This is a genomic window from Methyloceanibacter methanicus, assembly GCF_001723285.1.
Taxonomy (GTDB): Bacteria; Pseudomonadota; Alphaproteobacteria; order Rhizobiales; family Methyloligellaceae; genus Methyloceanibacter; species Methyloceanibacter methanicus.
Map to the genome: position 1 here is coordinate 17,934 of NZ_LPWG01000005.1, position 20,404 is coordinate 38,337.

Annotated in this window: 17 protein-coding genes, 1 tRNA gene and 2 pseudogenes; 15 read left to right on the forward strand and 5 right to left on the reverse strand. The window is 64.8% G+C overall.

Annotation, left to right across the window (positions count from 1 at the left end):
• Positions 1 to 351: 351 nt before the first annotated feature.
• From AUC68_RS03740 to AUC68_RS15530, 3 genes are all read left to right on the forward strand, one after another.
• Entirely contained in the window at positions 352 to 1,404 is a 1,053-nt protein-coding gene (locus AUC68_RS03740) for a GNAT family N-acetyltransferase (RefSeq protein WP_069436423.1), read from the forward strand.
• A gap of 461 nt (positions 1,405 to 1,865) precedes the next feature.
• On the forward strand, positions 1,866 to 2,681 hold the full coding sequence (locus tag AUC68_RS03745; protein WP_069436424.1) for a WecB/TagA/CpsF family glycosyltransferase: 816 nt from the start codon (positions 1,866 to 1,868) through the stop codon (positions 2,679 to 2,681).
• A gap of 422 nt (positions 2,682 to 3,103) precedes the next feature.
• Entirely contained in the window at positions 3,104 to 4,213 is a 1,110-nt protein-coding gene (locus AUC68_RS15530; protein WP_083240372.1) for a hypothetical protein, read from the forward strand.
• 19 nt (positions 4,214 to 4,232) lie between these two features.
• Here the strand turns inward: AUC68_RS15530 and gpmA are convergent, their stop codons facing one another.
• Positions 4,233 to 4,976, reverse strand: coding sequence for a 2,3-diphosphoglycerate-dependent phosphoglycerate mutase (gene gpmA, locus AUC68_RS03755; protein ID WP_069436425.1), 744 nt, complete (start codon positions 4,974 to 4,976; stop codon positions 4,233 to 4,235).
• A gap of 228 nt (positions 4,977 to 5,204) precedes the next feature.
• Between gpmA and AUC68_RS03760 the strand changes: the two genes are divergently transcribed.
• The 3 genes from AUC68_RS03760 to AUC68_RS03770 all read left to right on the forward strand — a co-directional run bounded on the left by AUC68_RS03760 (position 5,205) and on the right by AUC68_RS03770 (position 8,052).
• Complete coding sequence (locus AUC68_RS03760; RefSeq protein ID WP_069436426.1) at positions 5,205 to 6,833, forward strand: AsmA family protein; 1,629 nt, start codon at positions 5,205 to 5,207, stop codon at positions 6,831 to 6,833.
• Entirely contained in the window at positions 6,755 to 7,501 is a 747-nt protein-coding gene (locus tag AUC68_RS03765) for an AsmA-like C-terminal region-containing protein (RefSeq protein ID WP_193407073.1), read from the forward strand. Before AUC68_RS03760 ends, AUC68_RS03765 begins: the two co-directional genes overlap by 79 nt.
• Positions 7,502 to 7,566: 65 nt before the next feature.
• Complete coding sequence (locus AUC68_RS03770; protein ID WP_069436515.1) at positions 7,567 to 8,052, forward strand: Crp/Fnr family transcriptional regulator; 486 nt, start codon at positions 7,567 to 7,569, stop codon at positions 8,050 to 8,052.
• On the opposite strand, the gene AUC68_RS03775 is transcribed toward AUC68_RS03770, so the two are convergent.
• The gene (locus tag AUC68_RS03775) at positions 8,012 to 8,818 is read right to left on the reverse strand and encodes a metallophosphoesterase family protein (protein WP_069436428.1); all 807 of its coding nucleotides are present in this window, start codon (positions 8,816 to 8,818) and stop codon (positions 8,012 to 8,014) included. The two genes, AUC68_RS03770 and AUC68_RS03775, sit on opposite strands and share 41 nt — an antisense overlap.
• A 193-nt stretch (positions 8,819 to 9,011) precedes the next feature.
• Between AUC68_RS03775 and AUC68_RS03780 the strand changes: the two genes are divergently transcribed.
• The 3 genes from AUC68_RS03780 (at position 9,012) to mdoH (ending at position 12,968) form a co-directional block, all read left to right on the forward strand.
• Complete coding sequence (locus AUC68_RS03780; protein WP_069436429.1) at positions 9,012 to 9,269, forward strand: hypothetical protein; 258 nt, start codon at positions 9,012 to 9,014, stop codon at positions 9,267 to 9,269.
• A 255-nt stretch (positions 9,270 to 9,524) separates the two neighbouring features.
• On the forward strand, positions 9,525 to 11,066 hold the full coding sequence (locus tag AUC68_RS03785; protein WP_083240374.1) for an OpgD/OpgG family glucan biosynthesis protein: 1,542 nt from the start codon (positions 9,525 to 9,527) through the stop codon (positions 11,064 to 11,066).
• Positions 11,067 to 11,069: 3 nt separating this feature from the next.
• Positions 11,070 to 12,968, forward strand: coding sequence for a glucans biosynthesis glucosyltransferase MdoH (mdoH, locus tag AUC68_RS03790; RefSeq protein WP_083240375.1), 1,899 nt, complete (start codon positions 11,070 to 11,072; stop codon positions 12,966 to 12,968).
• Between the two features lie 35 nt (positions 12,969 to 13,003).
• On the opposite strand, the gene AUC68_RS03795 is transcribed toward mdoH, so the two are convergent.
• The 3 genes from AUC68_RS03795 to AUC68_RS03805 all read right to left on the reverse strand — a co-directional run bounded on the left by AUC68_RS03795 (position 13,004) and on the right by AUC68_RS03805 (position 15,054).
• Positions 13,004 to 13,633 carry a hypothetical protein gene (locus AUC68_RS03795; RefSeq protein WP_069436431.1) on the reverse strand — a complete coding sequence of 210 codons (630 nt, stop codon included), beginning with the start codon at positions 13,631 to 13,633 and terminating at the stop codon, positions 13,004 to 13,006.
• Positions 13,634 to 13,721: 88 nt separating this feature from the next.
• A complete protein-coding gene (locus AUC68_RS03800) occupies positions 13,722 to 14,768 on the reverse strand; it encodes a D-alanyl-D-alanine carboxypeptidase family protein (protein WP_069436432.1) in 1,047 nt (348 codons plus the stop codon).
• Positions 14,769 to 14,964: 196 nt separating this feature from the next.
• Positions 14,965 to 15,054: transfer RNA gene (locus tag AUC68_RS03805), tRNA-Ser, on the reverse strand.
• A gap of 388 nt (positions 15,055 to 15,442) precedes the next feature.
• On the opposite strand from AUC68_RS03805, the pseudogene rplU reads away from it, so the two are divergent.
• The 6 genes and pseudogenes from rplU (at position 15,443) to AUC68_RS03835 (ending at position 20,398) form a co-directional block, all read left to right on the forward strand.
• A pseudogene (gene rplU, locus AUC68_RS03810) lies at positions 15,443 to 15,963 on the forward strand (50S ribosomal protein L21).
• Positions 15,964 to 15,974: 11 nt separating this feature from the next.
• Entirely contained in the window at positions 15,975 to 16,238 is a 264-nt protein-coding gene (gene rpmA, locus AUC68_RS03815) for a 50S ribosomal protein L27 (RefSeq protein WP_069436433.1), read from the forward strand.
• Between the two features lie 107 nt (positions 16,239 to 16,345).
• Positions 16,346 to 16,849 (forward strand): GNAT family N-acetyltransferase, encoded by a 504-nt coding sequence (locus tag AUC68_RS03820; RefSeq protein WP_158008221.1) that lies wholly within the window; start codon positions 16,346 to 16,348, stop codon positions 16,847 to 16,849.
• A 58-nt stretch (positions 16,850 to 16,907) separates the two neighbouring features.
• A pseudogene (gene obgE / locus AUC68_RS03825) lies at positions 16,908 to 17,952 on the forward strand (GTPase ObgE).
• Positions 17,949 to 19,073, forward strand: a complete 1,125-nt coding sequence (gene proB / locus AUC68_RS03830) for a glutamate 5-kinase (RefSeq protein WP_069436518.1) — start codon at positions 17,949 to 17,951, stop codon at positions 19,071 to 19,073. Before obgE ends, proB begins: the two are co-directional and overlap by 4 nt.
• A gap of 83 nt (positions 19,074 to 19,156) precedes the next feature.
• Entirely contained in the window at positions 19,157 to 20,398 is a 1,242-nt protein-coding gene (locus tag AUC68_RS03835; protein WP_069436519.1) for a glutamate-5-semialdehyde dehydrogenase, read from the forward strand.
• Positions 20,399 to 20,404: the final 6 nt, after the last annotated feature.

The window sequence follows — 20,404 nt, forward strand, 5'->3', positions numbered from 1 at the left end:
CGTGTCAAAGTACTCCGGTGGTCCCGACGGACGCATCCGTTGTCCGCCGCGGCACCGCGCAACTCTCGCGCGAGTCCTGCGCCGACCGCCTTGCCGACGGGACGCGTGGCGGCGAGAATCGTCGCTATCCCATAGAATTGATACGGATACCCGCAAGTCTCTTGTGGCCATCGCCAATCTGTATTTGATCGCGCATAGGTATCGAATAGCGTAACGAAATACTGGTTGACTGGGTCCTGCACGCGCCAACAGCCAACCCTCCAAATTGTCAATGGATCTGGACCAAATTCGCATCCGCCGCCGCCAAGACTGTCACGAACAAATTTGTCTTTCGGGTCCGGGAAAACCGTCATGATTCACTTCGAACAGCTTCGCGAGTTCGACTTCTTGTCGGAGGAGTACCGGCAGCTCTTCCAACGATCGTCTGCGACGGTTTTTCAGCAGCCGTTGTGGCTTGATGGCGTGTATTCGCGTTTAGCCCCGGCCCTTGGCGCAGAGCCGGTCATCATAACGGGTCGCGTGCCAGGGGACGCGACGCTGGTCTTCTTAGCGCCAATGCTACGGCGGCGCTACGGCCCGGTTCCGATTGTCGAGTTTGCCGATTTGGGGGTCTCGGACTATTGCGGTCCGGTCATCGATTGCGGCTTTGAAGCCATGATTGCACGTGACCCGGACCTTCAGCGAAGCGTTCTCGGGGTCTTTGGCGGGTTCCCGCTCTGCCGTCTGCAGAAGGTTCGCGACGACAGCGTGATAAGAACGGAGATGTTCAAGACGCGCAATTGGACGCCCTCGCCCCTCTGTGCTCACGCCGTGCCCCTGTACGCGCCGTTCACGCAATGGCGCAAAGACGTGATTTCCAGCAAATTCCGGAGAGACCTACAGCGGAACAGGCGCTCGCTCAGCGCCCGGTCCGACTTTCGTTTCCAGGAGGTGACGGATCCCGATGCGATCAAGGATGCATTTTTCGCACTGCGTTCCATGCATGAGGATCGCTGGGAAGATGGTCAGTTCTGTCGCCCTGACTTTTTCGAGTTCTATCTGGACATCGCTGTTCGAGGCCAGCCGGTTGGGCTGACGCGCACCTATCTCACAACCTGCGAAGGCAGAGCAATTGCGGTGGATTTCTGTGTCGTGCATCAGGGCCGCGTGGCTTTGTTGTTGGGCGGATTTGATTCCGAAGGTTTTGGTCAACACTCAGTCGGTACACTGAGTATGGAGAGCGCGATCGAGGACAGCATATCGAGAGGTGACCAGGTTTTCGATTTCACCATTGGTGATGAACCCTACAAGAAGAAGTTTGGTACCGAACCGACTGCCATGTGGCATTTGTGGTTGGGACATCCGGCGGTTGCCAGCCTGGCTGGGCTTGCGTTCGCTTTGCGAACCAAGCTCAAGTCCACATGAAAATGGGCAGGTGGCCAAGGGTCCAGATCGCGTATGAGCCCACGATCCAAGTGGCCAAGAGAGAATCCGATGTCTCGGGCCCGAGACGACACATTGCAGTTGGATGGCGCCGCGACCGGGACCTAACGAAATTTTAGGACTGAAGCTTTGTTGACGGGTTTGCCGCCGACGACCAGCAAGAAATGGCATCCATTTTTGCTAGTTTGAGTTCGACTCGTGTGAATTTGCTTGAATATTTGTGTCGGCACGGCCCAACGTCGACACGGCTTAGAGGACAAGGTTTCGATGTTGTGCTTATCTGGCGAAAAGTCTGCGGGGTTGGAGAAATCGCGTAGCAATTTCCCGAGGAGCCCGCGTGCCATGCAGGGCCGGTCGGCGGAACCCTTAAATAACGCATACCGTTTTAAGAGGCCGCTCGCGCGGTTGGCCCTGGACCCGCAACGGCATTCGCCGAGGAATGCATGACCGATCATGTCGCGACAACGGCCGCTCCGCCGCAGGAGGTGTCTCGCATTTCGATCGGAGGCCTGCCTGTGGCCGTCATCGACCGTCAGGACTCTGCGCGGTTTTTCGTAGACGCCGCCCTAAAGGCTCGGCTGTCTCATGCGTGCCCCTACGTGGTGACGTCCGCCAACGGTCACGTCTTGTCTATGTGCGCTGCCGACAGCAAAGTCCGCGAGCTGTTTCTTTCGGCAGACATGATCAACGCGGACGGAATGCCGTTGGTTTTCGCCTCCAGGCTGCGTGGCCAAACGCCACTGCCGGAACGTGTCGCTACAACGGACCTCTTTCACGATGTTGCGCAGCTTGCGCAGAAGAAGGGCGTCACGTTCTTTCTGCTTGGTGCGTCGGAGGAGATTATCAAAAGAGCGGTCGCCGCGGTCCGGAAAATGTACCCCGATCTTCATATCGCGGGCTTCCGTCACGGGTTCTTGGAGGCCGATGAAGAAGAGGCCGTGGTAGAGGAGATCAACAAGAGCGGGGCCGACATTCTCTGGGTTGGAATGGGTACCCCACGGGAACTGGAGTTCGCGCTGCGGTGGCGGTCGCAACTGAACGTGGGCGTTGTAAAGACGTCGGGCGGTCTGTTCGACTTTTTGTCTGGCCAAAACCGCCGGGCCCCACAGTGGATGCAGGATATCGGGTTTGAGTGGCTGTACCGGCTCTGGCTTGAACCTCGCCGGCTGTTTCCGCGCTATGCCGTTACAAATGTGAGGGCGGTCCATATTCTTGCTTTGGAGCCGATCTCGACAGTCACGCCCCTCAAGCTGGGTTGAGTCCTCGCCGCTCAGCGCGCCAATCCTTGGTCCGTCCGTCGTGGCCTCAATTTTCGCGACCGTGTTCTCTGATGCCGTGGGCGCGCTCGCGAACTGTCTCGGCCACAAGCGCTACACGCGTAGGGTCCAGGACGTTCCTTGGGGTCCACGGTGCCCTCGCGGCTCATGCGCCACGAATTTCGTCATGAATTGGCCGCCCGATGCCGCGCCGAGCGTCGGCGCTTCGCGTTTCACTTGGCGGCCAAGTGCCCCCAAGGCGTTTCACAGCGGTCGCCATAGGCGTATAGTCCGCGCGGGACGGTCCGCAGCAAGCTGCGCCGCTTTTTCGAGCTGGACCCGCAATACAGAATCAAGACCCAAATCAGGAGGGGGCGGTGTATCCGGCACATCCTGGAAGGGCGCTTTACAGGGAGAACAAGGCCGTGGTGGATGAAGTCGAAAAGATTATCTCACGCTTGAACGGCATCGACCCGGAGCGGCCATATTTCGACCCGCTGGTGGTGGAGGAGGCCGTCGGCCGGCATGCGCGGCTGATTGGCTTCCGGGATGTCGCCTTTACCTGGGCCATGGGACCGCAGCAGGCCGATGCGGAACTCGCCGGCATCGACTTCGACAGTTCCGAATCCTGTCTTTGGGCGGAAACCACAAAATCGATGCGGGACCGGGCGCTGGCCGAACTCAGTTCGAACGAGGCGGTGTTGACGGCCTACCGGGAGGCGCAAGCGACGGCGGCCGAACGGATCGCCGCTGCCTTGCATCTGGAAGTCTTTGCCCTGGCGCTGCGCAACCTCATTCCCGGCGATGCGGGCACGCGCGGCTATAATGTGGCGTCCTTGGTGACATCGGTGATGCGCGACGTGGTGGCAAGCGCCAGCGTCGACAGCGAGCGGCTGGAAGATCTCAACGAGGCCTATCTGCCTTTCGCCGATGCCCTGATGGCCGGGCTCGGCTCGTTCTGGATCGTCGGGGAACGCTTCGTCTGCTTGCCCTTGCCCCGGCTGACCCTGGAGAATGGAACCCTCGTCACCGACGGGCGTCCCGCGGCGGTGTGGCCGAATGGCGAAGCTACGCCTATCGCGAGGACGGCTTCTTTCCGGCGTTGCAGTCCGTCGAGTGGTAGTCAGCGCGTCGGTTCCGATCGGTTCGTAAAGGAGGAGGTGGCGATGCAGAGCGCGACCCTGGGCGGCGGCAAGACCGGGCACGGCCCCGCCGCGGCGCTCGCCGCGGCCCTTGCCGCGGTCATCCTGGCGGCGGCCGTGACCGTGGCGACCGCGTCCCCGGCGGCCGCGAAGATCCGCTGCAAGGGGATTTTCCAGGTCACCAAGAATGGCCTGATTTCGACGCCACTTTGCCAGGACCGGCAAATCGCACGTGTGGCCCGGAGTTACGGCTGGCGCGTTTCCGACGCCCAAGTGCGGGATAATCCCCTCAAGAAAGTCGAGATTTGCCAGGCGCTCGGCGGCGATACGAGGCTGCAGGGCGCGTGCGGCGCTACGGACCGCATAGCTTCTGGTAGCGAAAGCCGTCGTTGAGCTTTCGCCCGGCCTCGCCTCAAGCGGTGGAGGGGGCGGCCCTGGCCTTCGGCAGGCGATGGGGTTCCTGCCCGTCCTCAAGATAGAAGCTCCGGATGGTGCGCAGGCCCTCGTCCAGATCGTAGACCAAGGGTTTTCCGGTCGGTACCTCGAGACTTGGGATGTCCTCGTCGGAGATGCCGTCGAGATATTTGATCAGGCCGCGCAGGCTGTTCCCATGCGCTGCGATCAGCGGCGTGCCGCCCTGCATCATGACCGGTTCCACGCGCTCCTGCCAAAACGGCAGGACCCGCGAGACCGTGTCTTTCAGGCTTTCGGTCAGCGGCAGGTGACGCTGGGGGACCTTCGCGTATTTGCGCTGGTTGCCAGGAAATCGCGGATCGTCTTCCGTCAGCGCCGGCGGTTGCACGGCGTAACTCCGGCGCCAGATGTGAAGCTGCTCGGGACCGACCTCCTCCATGACCACGTCGCGCTTCCGCCCTTGGAGTGCGCCATAGTGCCGCTCGTTGAGCCGCCAGTTGCGTTCGACCGGCAGCCAGGTCATGTCCAGCGCCTCAAGGACGATCCACAGCGTGTGGATGGCGCGATGCAGATAGGAGGTAAAGCACTGATCGAAATGGATATCGTGCGTCCGCAGAAGTTCCGCCGCGTGCCTGGCTTCCTCGATCCCGTTGTCGCAGAGATCGACATCGGTCCAGCCGGTGAAGATCGCATCCCGGTTCCAGACGCTTTGGCCGTGTCGGAGCAGAATGAGGCGCGGCATGGAGATCTCCTGGGAAGTTGTCAGCCTTGACGGTTTAGGAGGGCGCCGCAAAAAGGGCAAGCCGGTCTCGTGCAACGTCTCCACGGGGTCCGGCCGTGATTTGCACGTATTTCCAAGTCAGTTTGCGCATTCATGGCGCTGATTTGCTAAGTCTGGAGGGGATTTCCAGAGGAACCGGGAATCGCTGTATTCTGGCAGGGACCCTCACCGGACGTGCGGAGGAGCATCTTGCGGCTCATATTTTCAATTCTGACGGCCATCGTGGTCCTGATCGTGGGCCTCCTCTTTGTCGCGCCGATGTTCATTTCCACGGACGACGTGCGGAACGAGGTGTTCTCGCGGGTCGAACAGATGACCGGCTACCGGCTCCGCGTCAGCGGCCCTCTGGACATCACGGTCTTTCCTTCGCTCGCGCTCGTGGCCGAGGACGTCGGCATTGCGGAGCCCACGGCCAGCGGCGACAAGGAGTTCGCGACCGCCGAGAAGGTGCGGTTCGATCTGTTGTGGACGGGGATCCTGCAGGGCAAGGTTCGCGTGCGGGAAGTGACCCTGGTCAATCCCGTGGTTGCCGTGCCGCAGAGCCGAGCGGCGGCACCACAGGCGCCCAGTCTCCAGACGGCGCCACCTGCGGGGACGCCGGGCGCGGCGCCTGGTGCCGCGCAAGGAGGCCCAGTCGCGGCACCGGCCCCAGCGCCCGCGGAGACGTCGGGCTTGGCCGACTTCGCCGAGCAACTGAAATCCATCTCCCTCGACAGCCTGGTCGTCACCAATGGGACGGTGACGCTGCCGGCCTCGGGCGGAGACCCTGGCACGCGCATCGAGAAGTTCAATCTCAACGCCTCGCTACCCGGCTACGATGCGCCGCTCACCCTCAGCACCGGCGCCCTCGTCGACGGCAAGGCCATTCACATCGCGGCGTCGATCGGAAATTTCGGCCCCTTCCTTGGGGGCGCTTCGGTGCCCGTGCGTCTCAAGGCGACCATGCCGTCCGCGTTGGACGCTCCACTTAGTTTAAGCGGCATGGCTTCTTACAAGAACGACACGTTTGCCTTGTCGCAGTTCAGTGCCAAGTCCGGGGACAAGACGCTGTCGGGGTCGGCCGTCTACAAGGATGGCGCGGCAACACTGAACCAGCTCACCGGTACAATTGGGCGCGACACCTTCGCCGGCACCGTGTCCTACAAGGACAATATCGTCAACATCGATCCGTTGCGGGCCAATGTGCGCGGTACCGTTCTCGCAGGTCGGGTCAAAGCGAATCTGACGAAGGAGGTGCCCTTCGTCGTGGCCGCATTCGGGGCCAAGACGGTCGACATCAACAGGCTGACGGGTGGCGGCAAGGCCTCGCCGTCCAAGCCGGCAGCCGGAGGCGGCAAGAAAGCCGGTGCCAAGCCTGCGGGCCGCGGTCAGGCGGCGGGGAACGGCTGGAGCAACGAGCGGATCGACTTCTCGGCCCTGAAGACGGTAAACGCACGCGTTAATCTGCGCGCGGAGCAACTCGTCTACGATCAGGTCAAGATCCAGCCCCTCACGCTGCAATTGACGCTCAATGGCGGCCGGCTCGACGCAAAGACGGGTCCATTCGGGCTCTATGGCGGGCAGGGCACCGTGTCCGCGATCGTTGATGCCAGCGGCAAGACACCGACGCAGCGGGTGGTCGCAAATTTGCAGAATTTCGACGGCCATACCTTCCTCAAGGACGCGGCGGCATTGGATTCCATCGAGGCCGGGGCACCGTGTCGGTCAATCTCACCACGGCCGGCGCCAGTCAGCGGGCGATGGTCGGTGCACTTAACGGCACGGCGAAGGTCGAGTTCGCCAACGGTGCTATCCGGGGCGTCAACATCGCGAAGATGATCCGCAATCTGGGCCAGGGTGCCGTCTACGGTTGGCAGGGCGGTGCGGCCGAGAAGACGGATTTCGCCTCGCTCGGCGCCACGTTCCAGATCAAGCAGGGGCAGGCCCAAACAAACGACATTCACCTCGTCGGGCCGCTGGTGACGGTGAGCGGCGGCGGCACGGTGAATCTACCAGGGCGCGCTTTGAAGCTTCGTGTGGATCCGCAGCTCGTGGCATCGTTGGAGGGCCAAGGCCGGACGGAGGAGATGTCCGGCCTCGGTGTGCCGGTCATGATCGTCGGGCCCTGGGCAAGTCCGAAGATCTATCCCGACATCAAGGGCATTCTGGAGAATCCCGCAGAGGCAATCGCGCGCTACAAGCAGTTCGGCAAGGATCTGAAGAACCTCCCGGGCATCGGCGGGAATGCGGCAGCGCTTCAAGGTGTGGTCAAGGACGGCAAGATCGACAAGGACGCGCTGGTGCAGGGCATTGGCGGCTTGCTTGGCGGCAACAACGCCGCGACGCAGTCGAATACCGGTGCCGCGACCGGTGCAGCCGCCACGACCAATGCCACCTCTCAGAGCCAAGGGCAGAATGCGACGCAGACCAAAAACAAAAAGAAGAAGAAGCTGAAGGCCGAGGACGTCGGGAAGCAGCTCTTCAACAATTGGCTTTCCGGGCAGTAGCGATGCGGCGCCGTGCCTCGTGCCGGCCGTTTGACAAACATTGGGCGCGCGATAGGCTCAAGCCCATGCGGTCCTTTCTCGAAGTCTGTCAGGGCGCCCGGCTCACCGAGTTTCCGGCCGGCGAGGTGCTGCTGCCCGAGGGCACGACGTCGGGACATCTCTTCGTGTTGAACGAGGGGGTTGTGGAGGTCTTGCGCGGCGACACGCAAGTCGCGACCGTGGAAGAACCGGGCGCGCTGTTTGGCGAAATGTCCGTCCTGCTGAGCCGGCCCCATACCGCAACCGTCCGCACCCTGACGCCCTGCAAACTCTACGTGTTCGACGATGCCGCGAATTTTCTGCGCTCAAATCCCCAAGTCGCGTATCACGTCGCAAGGCTCATCGCGGGCCGGCTCAATGCGGCAACCAGCTATCTCGCGGACATCAAGCGCCAGTTCGAAGACCGCGCCGACCATCTGGGCATGGTCGGGGAGGTGCTGGACACGCTGATGCACAACCAGGAAGACGAGTTCAAGCCTGGTCCAGAGCGGGAGACGGATCCCCGTCTTTAAGCCAGTCCGGCAGCGCTTTCAGGTTTGGGATGGGACGCGTCAGGTCGTCCTCGAGGCGCACGAGTTGCGTGCCGGCCGCCGAGAACCAGATCGCTTCGCTTTCGTCCGTGTCCATGATGATGTGGGCCGGCGGTGCCCCCAGATAGTGCCCGGTGTTGAACACCCAGGTCGTGCCGATGCGGTCGACCCATGACCCGTCCGCCACGTAGGGCGCTTCGTGCACGTGGCCGCACATGACGATCTCGGGCTTGTACTCGTCGATCCAGCGGACCAGCGCGTCGTCGCCGAAATAGCGCTGGCCGCCCCAGGCGATCGGCGATTTCGCCGGGGGTGCGTGATAGAGCCAGATCCAGCGGCCTTGCCGGTCTTTTGCCGCCTCCGCCAATTGCCGGCCGATCTCGGCCTGCGAGATCGGGCCGTCCCACCAGGGGCATGCCGTAAACAGGATATCGCCGATCGTCGTCGACTCGCCGTCCGAAAGCACCCCGTCATTGCGGCGGCCGAGCAGCCACCGCGCCATCCACTCGCCGGCCTCGTTCTTGGAGTCCAGGTCGTGATTGCCCGAACAGATGAGCAGTCTCGTCTTGGTACGTATACGGTTGAAATACTTCCTGACCACGGCGGCCTGCGCGCGCCCGTCGACGAGCGAGGCAAGATCGAGATGGTCGCCGGCCATGACCACGACGTCGAAGTCGCCGGCAACGCCGACAACCCAGTCGAACAGCGGCAGCGAATAGTGCAGGTCGGAGACCAGAAGCAGGCGCATGGCGTTTCCAACGTCAATAATTCGCTCACCTTGTTCGCAGGTTGTCCGTGAAAAACGGAGAATCGGCGCCGTCGTGAACGGTTCTTTGGGTCGCCTCGGGTTAGACCGGAAAGCCTCGGATACACCGAAGGCTCGGATACTCCAAAGACTTGGCTTGCAGGCCTCCCCTGGGACCAACAGTCAGCATAAGACGATGTACGAATTCATGACACCCTTCTACGGGCGCAAACGTTTCCTGAGGCCGCGGCGTCCCGCCCGCCTCCGGACCGTGATCCAGCGCTATCAGCTCGCGGAGCTGTTCGGCTTGACGGGTGCCATCGTGGCGGTCTGGCTCGGCGTGCAGATCGACAACGGGTTGTCGTCGGTCCCGGCGCCCGAACCGATGGGCGTCGAGTCCGCGAGCGCAGATCTCATCGTCGGCGTTCCCGTGGGGAAACACCGCCCGCTCTAGCGCACCCTGCGATCGCGCGCACCGCGCGCACCTCGAAAACCCGTTCTCAAATCCCGCTTCACTCACGTGCCTAAGCAGCGCGCTGTCCGCACGTGCTTTGCGCAATCTGCCCGCCACGCGTGCCCAAGCATGCGGCATGTGTGAGGGATGCGACCTTTTGCCTGCGCATCAACGCGCATACCGAGTCCGATGCCGGAACACGGCGCGCCAAACTACGTTGGTCTTCGGGGCTGGGTGATTTGCTGCGGAGTTGGGATGAATCGTCGTGAGTTTCTGGCTGCGGGCGGCGGAAGCGCATTTTGCGCGATCGCTCCGTGTCTGGGGAGGCAAGCCTATGCGGAGGTCCCGACGCGTCCGTTCGCTCGCGATCATGTTGTCGAGCGCGCGCGGGAGCTGGCCGAGCACGCGTACGAGCCGCCGGGGCGCGTGACGGGCCCCTTCGGTCATCTGGGCTACGATCAGTATAGGGACATTCAGTTTCGGCTCGACCGCGCCATCTGGTCAGGTGAGAAGCGAGGCTTCTCGTTGGAGCTGCTGCATGCCGGCTTCATTTACGACACGCCGGTCGACGTCTATCTGGTCGAGGCCGGTGCCGTGGAGCCGGTCCGGTACGATCCGTCTCTCTTCTCGTTCGGGCACAACGACCTTCCCGCTCACCCCGGCGCGCGCCTGTTCAGCGGCATCCGCCTGCGCTATCCGATCAATACGCCGGGCTATCGGGACGAGGTCGCCGTCTTTCAGGGCGGGAGCTATTTCCGTTCGCTTGGCGAGGGCCAGGTCTACGGCGTTTCGGCCCGCGGCCTTGCGATCGATACCGGCGAGCCTCACGGCGAGGAGTTTCCGCTCTTTCGCGCGTTCTGGGTCGAGCGCCCCATGCGTGGCGCCCGTGCGGTGACGGTCCATGCTCTGTTGGACAGTCCGCGCGTCGCCGGCGCATTCACCTTTCGCATCCGGCCCGGCCATTCGACGTTGATGGACGTGGACGCGACGCTGTTCGCGCGCGCCGAAATCGGCCATCTGGGCCTGGCGCCGCTCACAAGCATGTATCTGTTCGGCTCGATGGAGCGGCCGCGCTTTCCCGACTATCGCGAGGCCGTCCACGATTCCGATGCACTGGCGATCGCGGAAGCGGGTGGCGATTGGGTGTTGCGTCCGCTTGCCAATCCGAAGTCCCTGCAGATGAGCGCGTTCGCCGCGAACAATCTGCGCGGCTTCGGTCTGCAGCAGCGCTCCAACCGGTTTGCCGACTTCAAGGACCTGGAGGCGAAATACGAGCTCAGGCCCAGCGTATGGGTCGAGCCCAAGGACGGTTGGGGCCGGGGGGCCGTCGAGCTGGTCGAGATCCCGTCGGACGGGGAGTTCAATGACAACATCGTCAGCTTCTGGCGTCCGGCGCGTCCGCTCAAGCCGGGCTCGCCCCTGACATACGCGTATGCGCTCCGCTGGGGACGGCCCGTAACCGAGAGCGGCCTCGCGCGAGTCGAAGAGACCCATGGCGGCCTCACCGTCGACCGCAGCAAGAACTTGTTCGTCGTGGACTTCGTCGCGCCTCTCGATGTGGCGGCCCCCGGCGGCCGCGAGCGGGCGGACTATTTTCCCGATGCGATCGAGCCCGACGTGTGGGCCAGCGCGGGTGAGATCACCAACGTCGTCGGCTATCCCAACACAGTCACGGGCGGCTATCGGGTGAGTTTCGAACTGGACACGCGCAGTGTCGCGCTGAGCGAGCTCCGGCTTATGCTGAAGCATGGCGACGAGGTCGCGAGCGAAACTTGGCTCTACCGGTGGACGGGTTGAGCCATGCGGAAAATGGAGACGACGGCCACAAACAATGACGGGGGCTCACTCGTGCCGGACGAGGCGCCGCTCCTCATGCCCCGGCAAAGCTTCAGGCGGTGGTCCGGCCCCCCCATGCGCGGGCGGACCGCTTGGCATGCGGCCTTCGCGCGTCTCATCGTGTTTCTGACGTCGGGGGCTGTCACCCTGTACGGGGCGACACAGATGTACGCGATTGTGGGGCAAAGCAGCGCGACCAACCTGCAGTTCGTCCTCGTGGCCCTGTTCGCGGTGACCTTTTCGTGGATCACGTTGTCCGCGGCCACCGCGTTGTTCGGCTTCTGTGTCGTGGTCCTGCGCCGCGCACGTCGTGAAGACGACCGCGCGCGTGCCGAAGACCGCAAGGTTCCGGCCGAATTCGTGGCGCGAACCGCGATCGTCATGCCCGTTTACAACGAGAATCCCGAGATCGTGTGCGGGATGCTGGCCGGACTTGCACGCGAACTCGCCGCCAAGGGCTGTGCGCGGCACTTCGAGATCTTCGTCTTGAGCGATACGCGCGACCCGGACATCCTGCGCCGGGAGGCCTCGGCCGTAGGGCGGCTCCGTTCGATGGGTCGGCGCGGCGTCGCAACCTATTATCGCAAGCGGCCCAGCAACGAGGGCAAGAAGGCCGGCAACGTCGCCGACTTCGTGCGCCGTTGGGGCAGGCGCTACGATTACATGGTCGTCTTGGACGCGGACAGTGCGATGACGGCCGACGCGATCGTCGCGCTCGTCCGGGCGATGCACGCGGAGCCCCGGACCGGCCTTATTCAAACGCTGCCCCGCCTGACCGGCGGCGAAACGCTCTTTGCCCGGTTGCAGCAGTTCGCTGCGGCCGTCTACGGGCCGTTGCACGCCTCCGGGCTCGCGTTGTGGCACGGCCGCGACGGCAACTATTGGGGGCACAACGCCATCATCCGTGTCGCGGCCTTCGCGCAATGCTGCGGGCTGCCGAGCCTAGACGGTGCGCCGCCTTTCGGCGGGCCGGTGCTGAGCCACGACTTCATCGAGGCGGCCTTGCTGCGCCGGGCGGGATACGACGTCTATATGCGTCCCGATATTGCCGGCAGCTTCGAGGGGACACCGCCGACGCTGGCAGAGCACGCGGCGCGCGACCGGCGCTGGGCCCAAGGCAATCTGCAGCACGCGCGGATCGTCGCCGCTTCGGGACTGCATTGGATGAGCCGGTTCCACCTCGTGAACGGCATCATGAGTTATCTCGCCTCGCCCATTTGGTTTCTGTTCCTCGCCACCGGTTTCGCCTTGAGCTGGATTGCCGAAGCTGTCCCGACGGACTACTTCCCACGAGAGTTCGCGCTGTATCCGACATGGCCGCAGTTCGACGCGCGGCAGGCCTTGTCACTCTTGGGCGTGTCCTTGGCGGTCCTGCTTCTCCCGAAGGTTCTGGCCTGGGCCGGGGTCATGATCGACCCGGAGCGGCGGCGCGCCGCCGGCGGCGGGCTCGCTCTGACGCTCAGCGTCCTGCTCGAGGTTCTCTTGTCGTCGCTCCTGGCGCCGGTGCTCATGCTGATGCAAAGCCGCGCGGTGCTGGACGTGCTGTTGGGACGCGATTCGGGTTGGGGCGCGCAACAGCGGCTCGCCGCGGACGCACCGTTTCTGACCGTCGCGCGGCAGCATCTGGGACACACGGCCCTCGGGCTTGCGCTCTCCTGCGCCGCGTTCAACGTGTCCGTATCGGTCTGGCTGTGGCTCTTGCCCGTCTGGCTCGGGCTGGTGATCGCAATCCCGTTCGCCTTTTTCGCGGCGCGACGCGGGGCCGGCGCGGCGGCGCGGCGGTTCGGCCTGTTCCTGATCGCGGGCGAGAAGCGCGAACGCAGCCACGCGCCGCTACCGAAAGGAGAGGCCGTCCCCGGCTGACACCATTGGCGACGTCACGCTTGCTGCGTTGAACGCTAGTTTCCGAACAGCCCCTTCAAGGGCCCGTTGCCGCTGAAGAGCCCGCCCGAGCGGCGCTTGGTCTCCTGCTTGGGCGCGGACGCCGTGCTCCTGCTACTGCCGCTGCTACTCGATGACGTCTGCTTCGGCGGCGTGGCCGGGGCCGTCCTGCGCGGTGTGGAGGCCGTGCTCTGCGCTGGAGGAGGAGCGTCGGGCGTCGCCTCCACGGCCCGTGTCTGGGCCGGAGCCGGCGCGAGGGCGGCTTCTTCGATCCAGCCGCCGGCGCCGCTGTTCACGTCCTGGATACGCAGATAGTTGCCTTGTTTGGCCACGGCGCGAAACGGCCGGCCCATGGGGAGGCTGTAAAGCGGCGACGCGGAGGGACTGGGCGAGGACAGAACCTGCACGGGCTGTTTGGAGACGAGCACCTTGCCCGCCAGCGGCGAACCTGGGGGCAGAGGCGTCCCCATCGCCGGCTTGGCGTTCGTGTTGGCCGGGCCGGCCTGCTCGACGGGCGGCGCGACGGCGACCGTCATGCCCATCGTGTCTTTCGTGGTTGTGTCCTCGGTATCGATCAAGAAGAAAACGCCCGCAACGAGGCACAGACCGATCGCCAGAAGAATTCCGAGAAGCTTGTGCTCGGCCATTGACGCTACTCCTTACGCTAAGGGCCACTATGCCACAGCCCAGACCCCCGATCTAGGGCGCGGCCATGGCCGGGACCGATCTATGCCCTCAAGTTCTTAAGCGCCCTTCCGGGCGCACCAAGGCGCGAAGGGCCGCGCTAGCCGCACGGATCGGCCGAAGGGGGATTCGCGATGGTCGGGGTGTCGCCGGGCTCGGGGGAAAACGCGCGCAACGCTCGATGATCGCGCGCATGTCATCGTAGCGGGCGGGATTGCTGCTGCTGCCCAACACGACGCCGACGATGGTCTGACCGCCGGGCGCGCGCCAAGCTGTGACGAGATTGTAGATGTTCTTGGACACATGCGATCCCGTCTTGGCGCCGATCACCGTGCCTTCGCCGAGAATTTCGAGGCTCGTCTTCAGGACCACGTCGCGCGGGCGCTTGCCTTCGATATGAAGCGTCCGTTCGGGACAGGCCCAGGCCGGCAGGAGCCGGGCGTCGGTGAAGATCTTCGCGGCGATCAAGCCCATGTCGCGCGCCGTGGCGGCGTTCTTGGGCGACAGCCCGTAAGGGTCGGCGAAGGTTGCGTTGCCGGCGTCGAGCGCCGTGGCCACCGTCGCCATTTCTTCAACGAAGCGCTTCGTCGCCTTGGCGGTGTTTGCGCGTTCGCCGTCGGCGGCCAGGAGATCGCGGCCTACCGCGTCGGCGATCGCAAGCGAGGCGTCGTTGCCCGAAACCAGGACCATGCCGTAGAGCAAATCCTGCAGTGTCCAGATATCGCCCCGCTTGAGCTTCGCGGACGACCCGCCGGTGAGATGCGGCGCGTCGATCGTGATCGTTTCGGACAGCCGGTCGCCCATCCGGTCCACGAGGATGTAGGCGGTGACCAGCTTGGTCAGGCTCAGGATCCTGAAGACCGCGTCTGGGTTCTTTTCGTAGAGACCCTGTCCGGTGTCGGCGTTCATGACGAAAACGGACTTGGCGCTGACGCCGGGCGGCGGCTTGGCCGCGTCACCAGCCGCTTCTCGTCCTGCTGCGTGTCTGTCCGAAGCGGCCTCTGCCAAAGCGGGTCCTCCAACGGTCTGGCTCCCGGCCGCGATCACGGCCGCGAAGGCGATAGCGCGCAGGGCCGCCCGCGTCGTCTTGCCTGCCATGTTCGTGGCCAACCGCCATTCTCCGTGTATCGGCGCGTTCGGGCGCCACCGGCCGCAAGGGTGCCACGCCCAGCACTGAAGGCCAACGGCGCTCTGTCCATGTCTGGGCGGGTCGAGAGGGAGCAAGAGGTTCCGCGCGCCGCAGCGGAGGGCGGTCGTCGCACCATTGCGGGCCGCCGCCCTGGAGGCGCGCCGCTGGCGGAGAGGGAGGGATTCGAACCCTCGGAACGCTCACGCGCTCAACGGTTTTCGAGACCGCCCCGTTCGACCACTCCGGCACCTCTCCGAGCGGGCTGATGTAGCTCGGCGGGACGATCACCGCAAGCCGTAGATGGCGGTCCGGCGTGGCGCCCCGCCTTCAAGCCCGACGGGCTTGGTCTTCGCATCACGGTCGTCGCGTCATGGTTTTGGCGTTGTGCTCCTAGCTTCAAGGCCCATGCGATCCGCACGGCCCCAGGGCCCGAACGCCGCCCGTAAGGGCTCAGGACCGGCCGAAACGTTCGATGCGGTGCCGTAGATCCCCTGGACCTCCTCGAAAGGGGCGATTTTTGGGGCTTTCTAGGAATTGACTTCTTAGGTTTGCCCTCTATATTGCGCCGCTTATCGCTCCTTTAGAGGCGTGCCGGCTGCGAAAATGCGCTGGCAAAACAAGCCCCAAGAGACGGATTGGAATCATGTTCGCGGTCATTCGCACGGGCGGCAAGCAGTATTGCGTGTCGCCGAACGACATTATCGAGATCGAGAAGATCGCCGGAAACCCCGGCGACATCGTCGAGCTCTCCGAGGTTTTGCTGCTGGGCGGCGAGGGTGCCGCGACGGCGGGCAGCCCCACGGTCTCCGGCGCCACGGTCGCGGCCGAGGTGGTGGAACAGAAGCGCGGTGACAAAATCATCGTCTTCAAGAAGAAGCGCCGCCAGGCTACCGCCGGACCAAGGGTCACCGGCAGGAACTGACGGCCCTGCGCATCACCGAGATTCTCACCGGCGGCAAGAAGCCTTCGAAGGCGGCGGCCAAGCCGGCCCCGGCGAAGACCGAGAGCGCGGCCAAGACCGAGACCGCCGAGAAGGCTGCGGCCGAGGATACGGCGCCCGCCAAGACGGCCGCGCCGAAGAAGGCGCCCGCGAAGAAGACAGCGGCTAAGAAAGCCCCGGCCAAGAGGGCCCCGGCCAAGAAAGCCCCGGCGAAGAAGAGCTAAAGGACACCACCATGGCACATAAGAAGGCAGGCGGCTCCTCGCGTAACGGCCGCGATTCAGCGGGACGGCGCCTTGGCGTCAAGAAGTCGGGCGGCCAGAAGGTGATCGCCGGAAACATCATCATCCGCCAGCGTGGCACGAAGTGGCACAATGGCGACGGTGTCGGCATCGGCAAGGACCACACGCTGTTCGCGCTGGTCGACGGCGAGGTCGAGTTCGCGACCAAGGCCAAGGGCCGTACCTATGTTTCGGTGAAGCCGGAGACCGCCTCTTAAGGGCGCCGCTTCCCAACCGACGAAATCTCTTAGCGCGCGCCCGTCATTTTGCGGGCGCGTTTGCGTATGTGCTGGCTCCCATGCAGATCCGAACGCAAAGGCTGAGTTTGCGGCCGCTTGAGCGTGCCGACGCCGCGCCGATCGGCGCGCTTGCGGGCGATTTCGACGTGGCGCGCATGACCGGCATGATTCCGCACCCCTATGGCGAGCGGGACGCCCTCGCCTGGATCGAGCGCGCCAACCAGGGCGACGAGGGGGTCGTGTTCGCCGTCGCGCGGGAGCGTGCGCTGATCGGCTGCTCCGGGTACATGCCCATGGATGCCGACCACGCCGAGATCGGTTACTGGTTCGGGAAGCCTTATTGGGGCGCGGGCTTCGCGACCGAGGCCGTCCGCGCCGTCGTGGCCCATGCCTTCGACGCCCATGGGTTCGCCTATGTCAGGGCGGGCCACTTCGTGGACAATCCGCGCTCCCGGCGCGTTCTCGACAAGCTCGGCTTTTCTCCGGACGGGGAAGAGATGCGGGATTGCGCCGCGCGGGGCGAACAAGTCCCGTGCCTTACCTACCGGCTCGACCGGGAGCGGGCGGCGGCGGCGCTCCGGCAGCCGTAAGGCGCGCGGCGCGGCCGCAATACGTGCAACATGATGGCCCTGGTGCTAATGGCTTCCCATGCAGTTTCTTGATTCCGCAAAGGTCTTTGTCCGCTCCGGCGATGGCGGCAACGGGTGCGTCAGCTTCCGGCGGGAGAAGTATGTCGAGTTCGGCGGCCCCAATGGCGGCGACGGCGGGCGCGGCGGCGACGTGATCGTCGAATGCGTCGCCAATCTGAACACGCTCCTGGATTTCCGCTACCAGCAGCACTTCAAGGCCAAGAAGGGCGGCAACGGCATGGGGTCCAACCGGACCGGGGCCAAGGGCGCGGACGTGGTTCTGAAAGTCCCGCCGGGGACGCAGATCCTCGATGAGGACGGCGAGACGTTGATCGCGGATATGACCGAGCCGGGAACGCGACTCGTCCTGCTCCATGGCGGCAATGGCGGCTTCGGCAACGCGCATTTCAAGACGTCCACGAACCAGGCCCCGCGGCGCGCCAATCCCGGTCAGGCCGGCGAGGAAATGTATATCTGGCTGCGCCTGAAGCTGATCGGCGATGCCGGAATCGTGGGGCTGCCGAACGCCGGCAAGTCCACGTTCCTGTCCACGGTGAGCCGGGCCAAGCCCAAGATCGCCGACTATCCCTTCACGACGCTCCATCCCAATCTCGGCGTGGTGCGTTTCGGCGGGCTCGACTTCGTGCTGGCGGACATTCCCGGCCTGATCGAGGGCGCGCACGAGGGCGCGGGTATCGGCGATCGTTTCCTCGGTCATGTGGAGCGGACCGCAGTGCTCCTGCATCTGGTCGATGCGACGGCTGAGGATCCCGTCGAGGCCTACCGGATCGTGCGAGGCGAAATGGAGGCCTATGGCGCGGGGCTCGCGGACAAGCCGGAGGTGCTCGCCTTGTCGAAGGTCGATGCCGTGGATGCGGACGAGCTCGACGAAAAAGGCCCGCGCGCTCGAGGACGTCGCGGGTCTCAAGCCGTTGTTCGTCTCCGCCGTGACGGGCAAAGGCGTGCCCGAAGTTCTGGCGGCCCTGGCGCGCGAGGTCGAGGCCATGCGGACGGCCGAAACCCATGAGCCCGTTCGACAGGCCGACGAGGGGTGGCGGCCATGAGGCGCGAGTGGCAGAAGGCGCGCCGCATCGTCGTCAAAATCGGGTCCGCGCTCCTGGTCGACAACGGGGCCGGCGTGTTGCGGTCGGCGTGGCTCGACGCGCTATGCGACGACATCGCCGCGCTCCGCAAATCCGGCAAGGAAGTGATCCTCGTGTCCTCGGGCGCCATCGCGCTCGGACGCAACGTGCTCGGCCTGCCCAAGGGGCCGCTCAAGCTCGAAGACAGTCAGGCCTCGGCCGCCGTCGGACAGATTCACCTGGCCCATGCCTATGAGAGCGCGTTTCGCGCGCGCGGTCTGGCCGCCGCGCAAGTGCTCGTGACCTTGGGCGACACGGAAGAGCGGCGGCGCTACCTCAACGCGCGCAGTACGATCTCCACGCTGCTGAAGCTTGGCGCGGTGCCGGTCGTCAACGAGAACGACACGGTCGCCACCAACGAGATCCGCTACGGCGACAACGACCGGCTGGCCGCGCGCGTGGCCTCGATGATGAGCGCGGACTGCCTCGTGCTGCTGTCGGACGTGGACGGGCTCTACACGGCGCCGCCCGGCTCGACTCCGGACGCGAGACGGCTGGAGGAGGTCGCTGACATCACCGCCGAGATCGAGGCCATGGCGGGCGACGTCGGCTCCGAATTGTCGCGCGGCGGTATGGTCACCAAGATCGAGGCGGCGAAGATCGCCGTGGCCGCGGGCACCAATATGGTGATCGCGAGCGGCAAGGTCCTGAACCCGTTGTCGGTGCTCGCCTCGACCGGGGTCTGCACCTGGTTCCTGGCCCACTCGGATCCGGTGACCGCGCGAAAGCGCTGGATCGGCGGGACGCTCGAACCCCGCGGCGCGTTCGTCGATGCCGGCGCGGCGGCGGCGCTCGCGTCGGGCAAGAGCCTGCTTCCGGCCGGTGTCACGCGGGTCGACGGGGCTTTCGAGCGCGGCGACGCCGTGGCGATCCGAAGCGCCGAGGGCGCGGAGATCGGCCGTGGGCTCGTCGCCTACAGCCATACGGACGCGGCTGCGATCATCGGGCGGAAGAGCGGTGAAATTGCTGATATACTCGGCTATCTCGGCCGTCCCGAGCTGATCCATCGCGACGACATGAGCCTCCGCAAGAAGGGCTCGTAGACAAGACGATCTTCAGACGGAAACGAAAGGTGTTCGACGTGTCTCTTCCCGCCCAGGATCCGGCCATCAGTCTCGAGCCGATGATGCTCTATATGGGCCGTCTCGCCCGTGCCGCCGCGGCCGAATTGGCCGTGGCCTCGACCGAGCAAAAGAACGCGGCGCTGGAAGCGATGGCGGCCGCGCTCGAGGCGGGTACGGAGAAAATTCTCGGCGCGAACGCCAAGGATCTGGAAGCGGCCGAAAGGAATGGACGCGATGCGGCCTTCCTCGACCGGTTGCGGCTCGACGAGGCCCGCGTCGCTGCCATGGCTTCGGGGATGCGCGAGGTGGCGAACCTGCCCGACCCGGTCGGCGGGACCATTGCCTCCTGGACCCGGCCCAACGGGCTTGAGATTGCGCGCGTCCGGGTCCCTCTCGGTGTGATCGGCATGATCTACGAGAGCCGCCCGAACGTGACGGCCGATGCATCGGCCCTGTGTCTCAGTCCGGGAACGGCCGTGATCCTGCGCTCCGGTTCCGACAGCTTTCTGACGTCGCTCGTGATCGCCAACATCCTGACGGACGCGATCAAGTCCGTCGGGTTGCCCGGCGAAGCAGTGCAACTGGTTCCGTCCGTGGACCGGCAGGCGGTCGGCTACATCCTCGGCGGGCTCGACGGGGCCATCGACGTCATCGTGCCGCGCGGCGGCAAGAGCCTCGTGGAGCGGGTTCAGAAAGAGGCCCGCGTGCCCGTATTCGCGCATCTCGAAGGCAATTGCCACGTCTATGTGGACGAGACGGCGCCGCTCGATATGGCGCGTGACATCGTGGTCAACGCCAAGATGCGGCGCACCGGCATTTGCGGGGCTGCGGAAACGCTCCTTGTTTCGCGTGCCGCGGTGGACACCCACCTCACGCCGATCGTCGATGCGCTGATCGAGGCGGGCTGCGAAGTGCGCGGCGATCCGGATACGCAGCATACGGACAGTCGCGTGAAGACGGCGACGGACGAAGATTGGGATACGGAGTACTTGGCGCCGGTCATCGCGGTCAAGGTGGTCGACGATCTCGACGACGCCATCGCGCATATCGGCGAACACAGTTCGCACCACACCGATGCCATCGTCACGCTCGACGCGGCGTCGGCGGCGCAGTTCCTCTCTCGCGTCGACAGCGCCATCGTCCTGCACAACGCGTCCACCCAATTCGCCGATGGCGGCGAGTTCGGGATGGGCGCGGAGATCGGCATTGCGACCGGGCGCTTCCATGCGCGCGGTCCCGTTGGCGTGGAGCAACTCACCACGTTCAAATATGTGGTGCGCGGGCAGGGCCAGACGCGGCCTTGAGCGGGT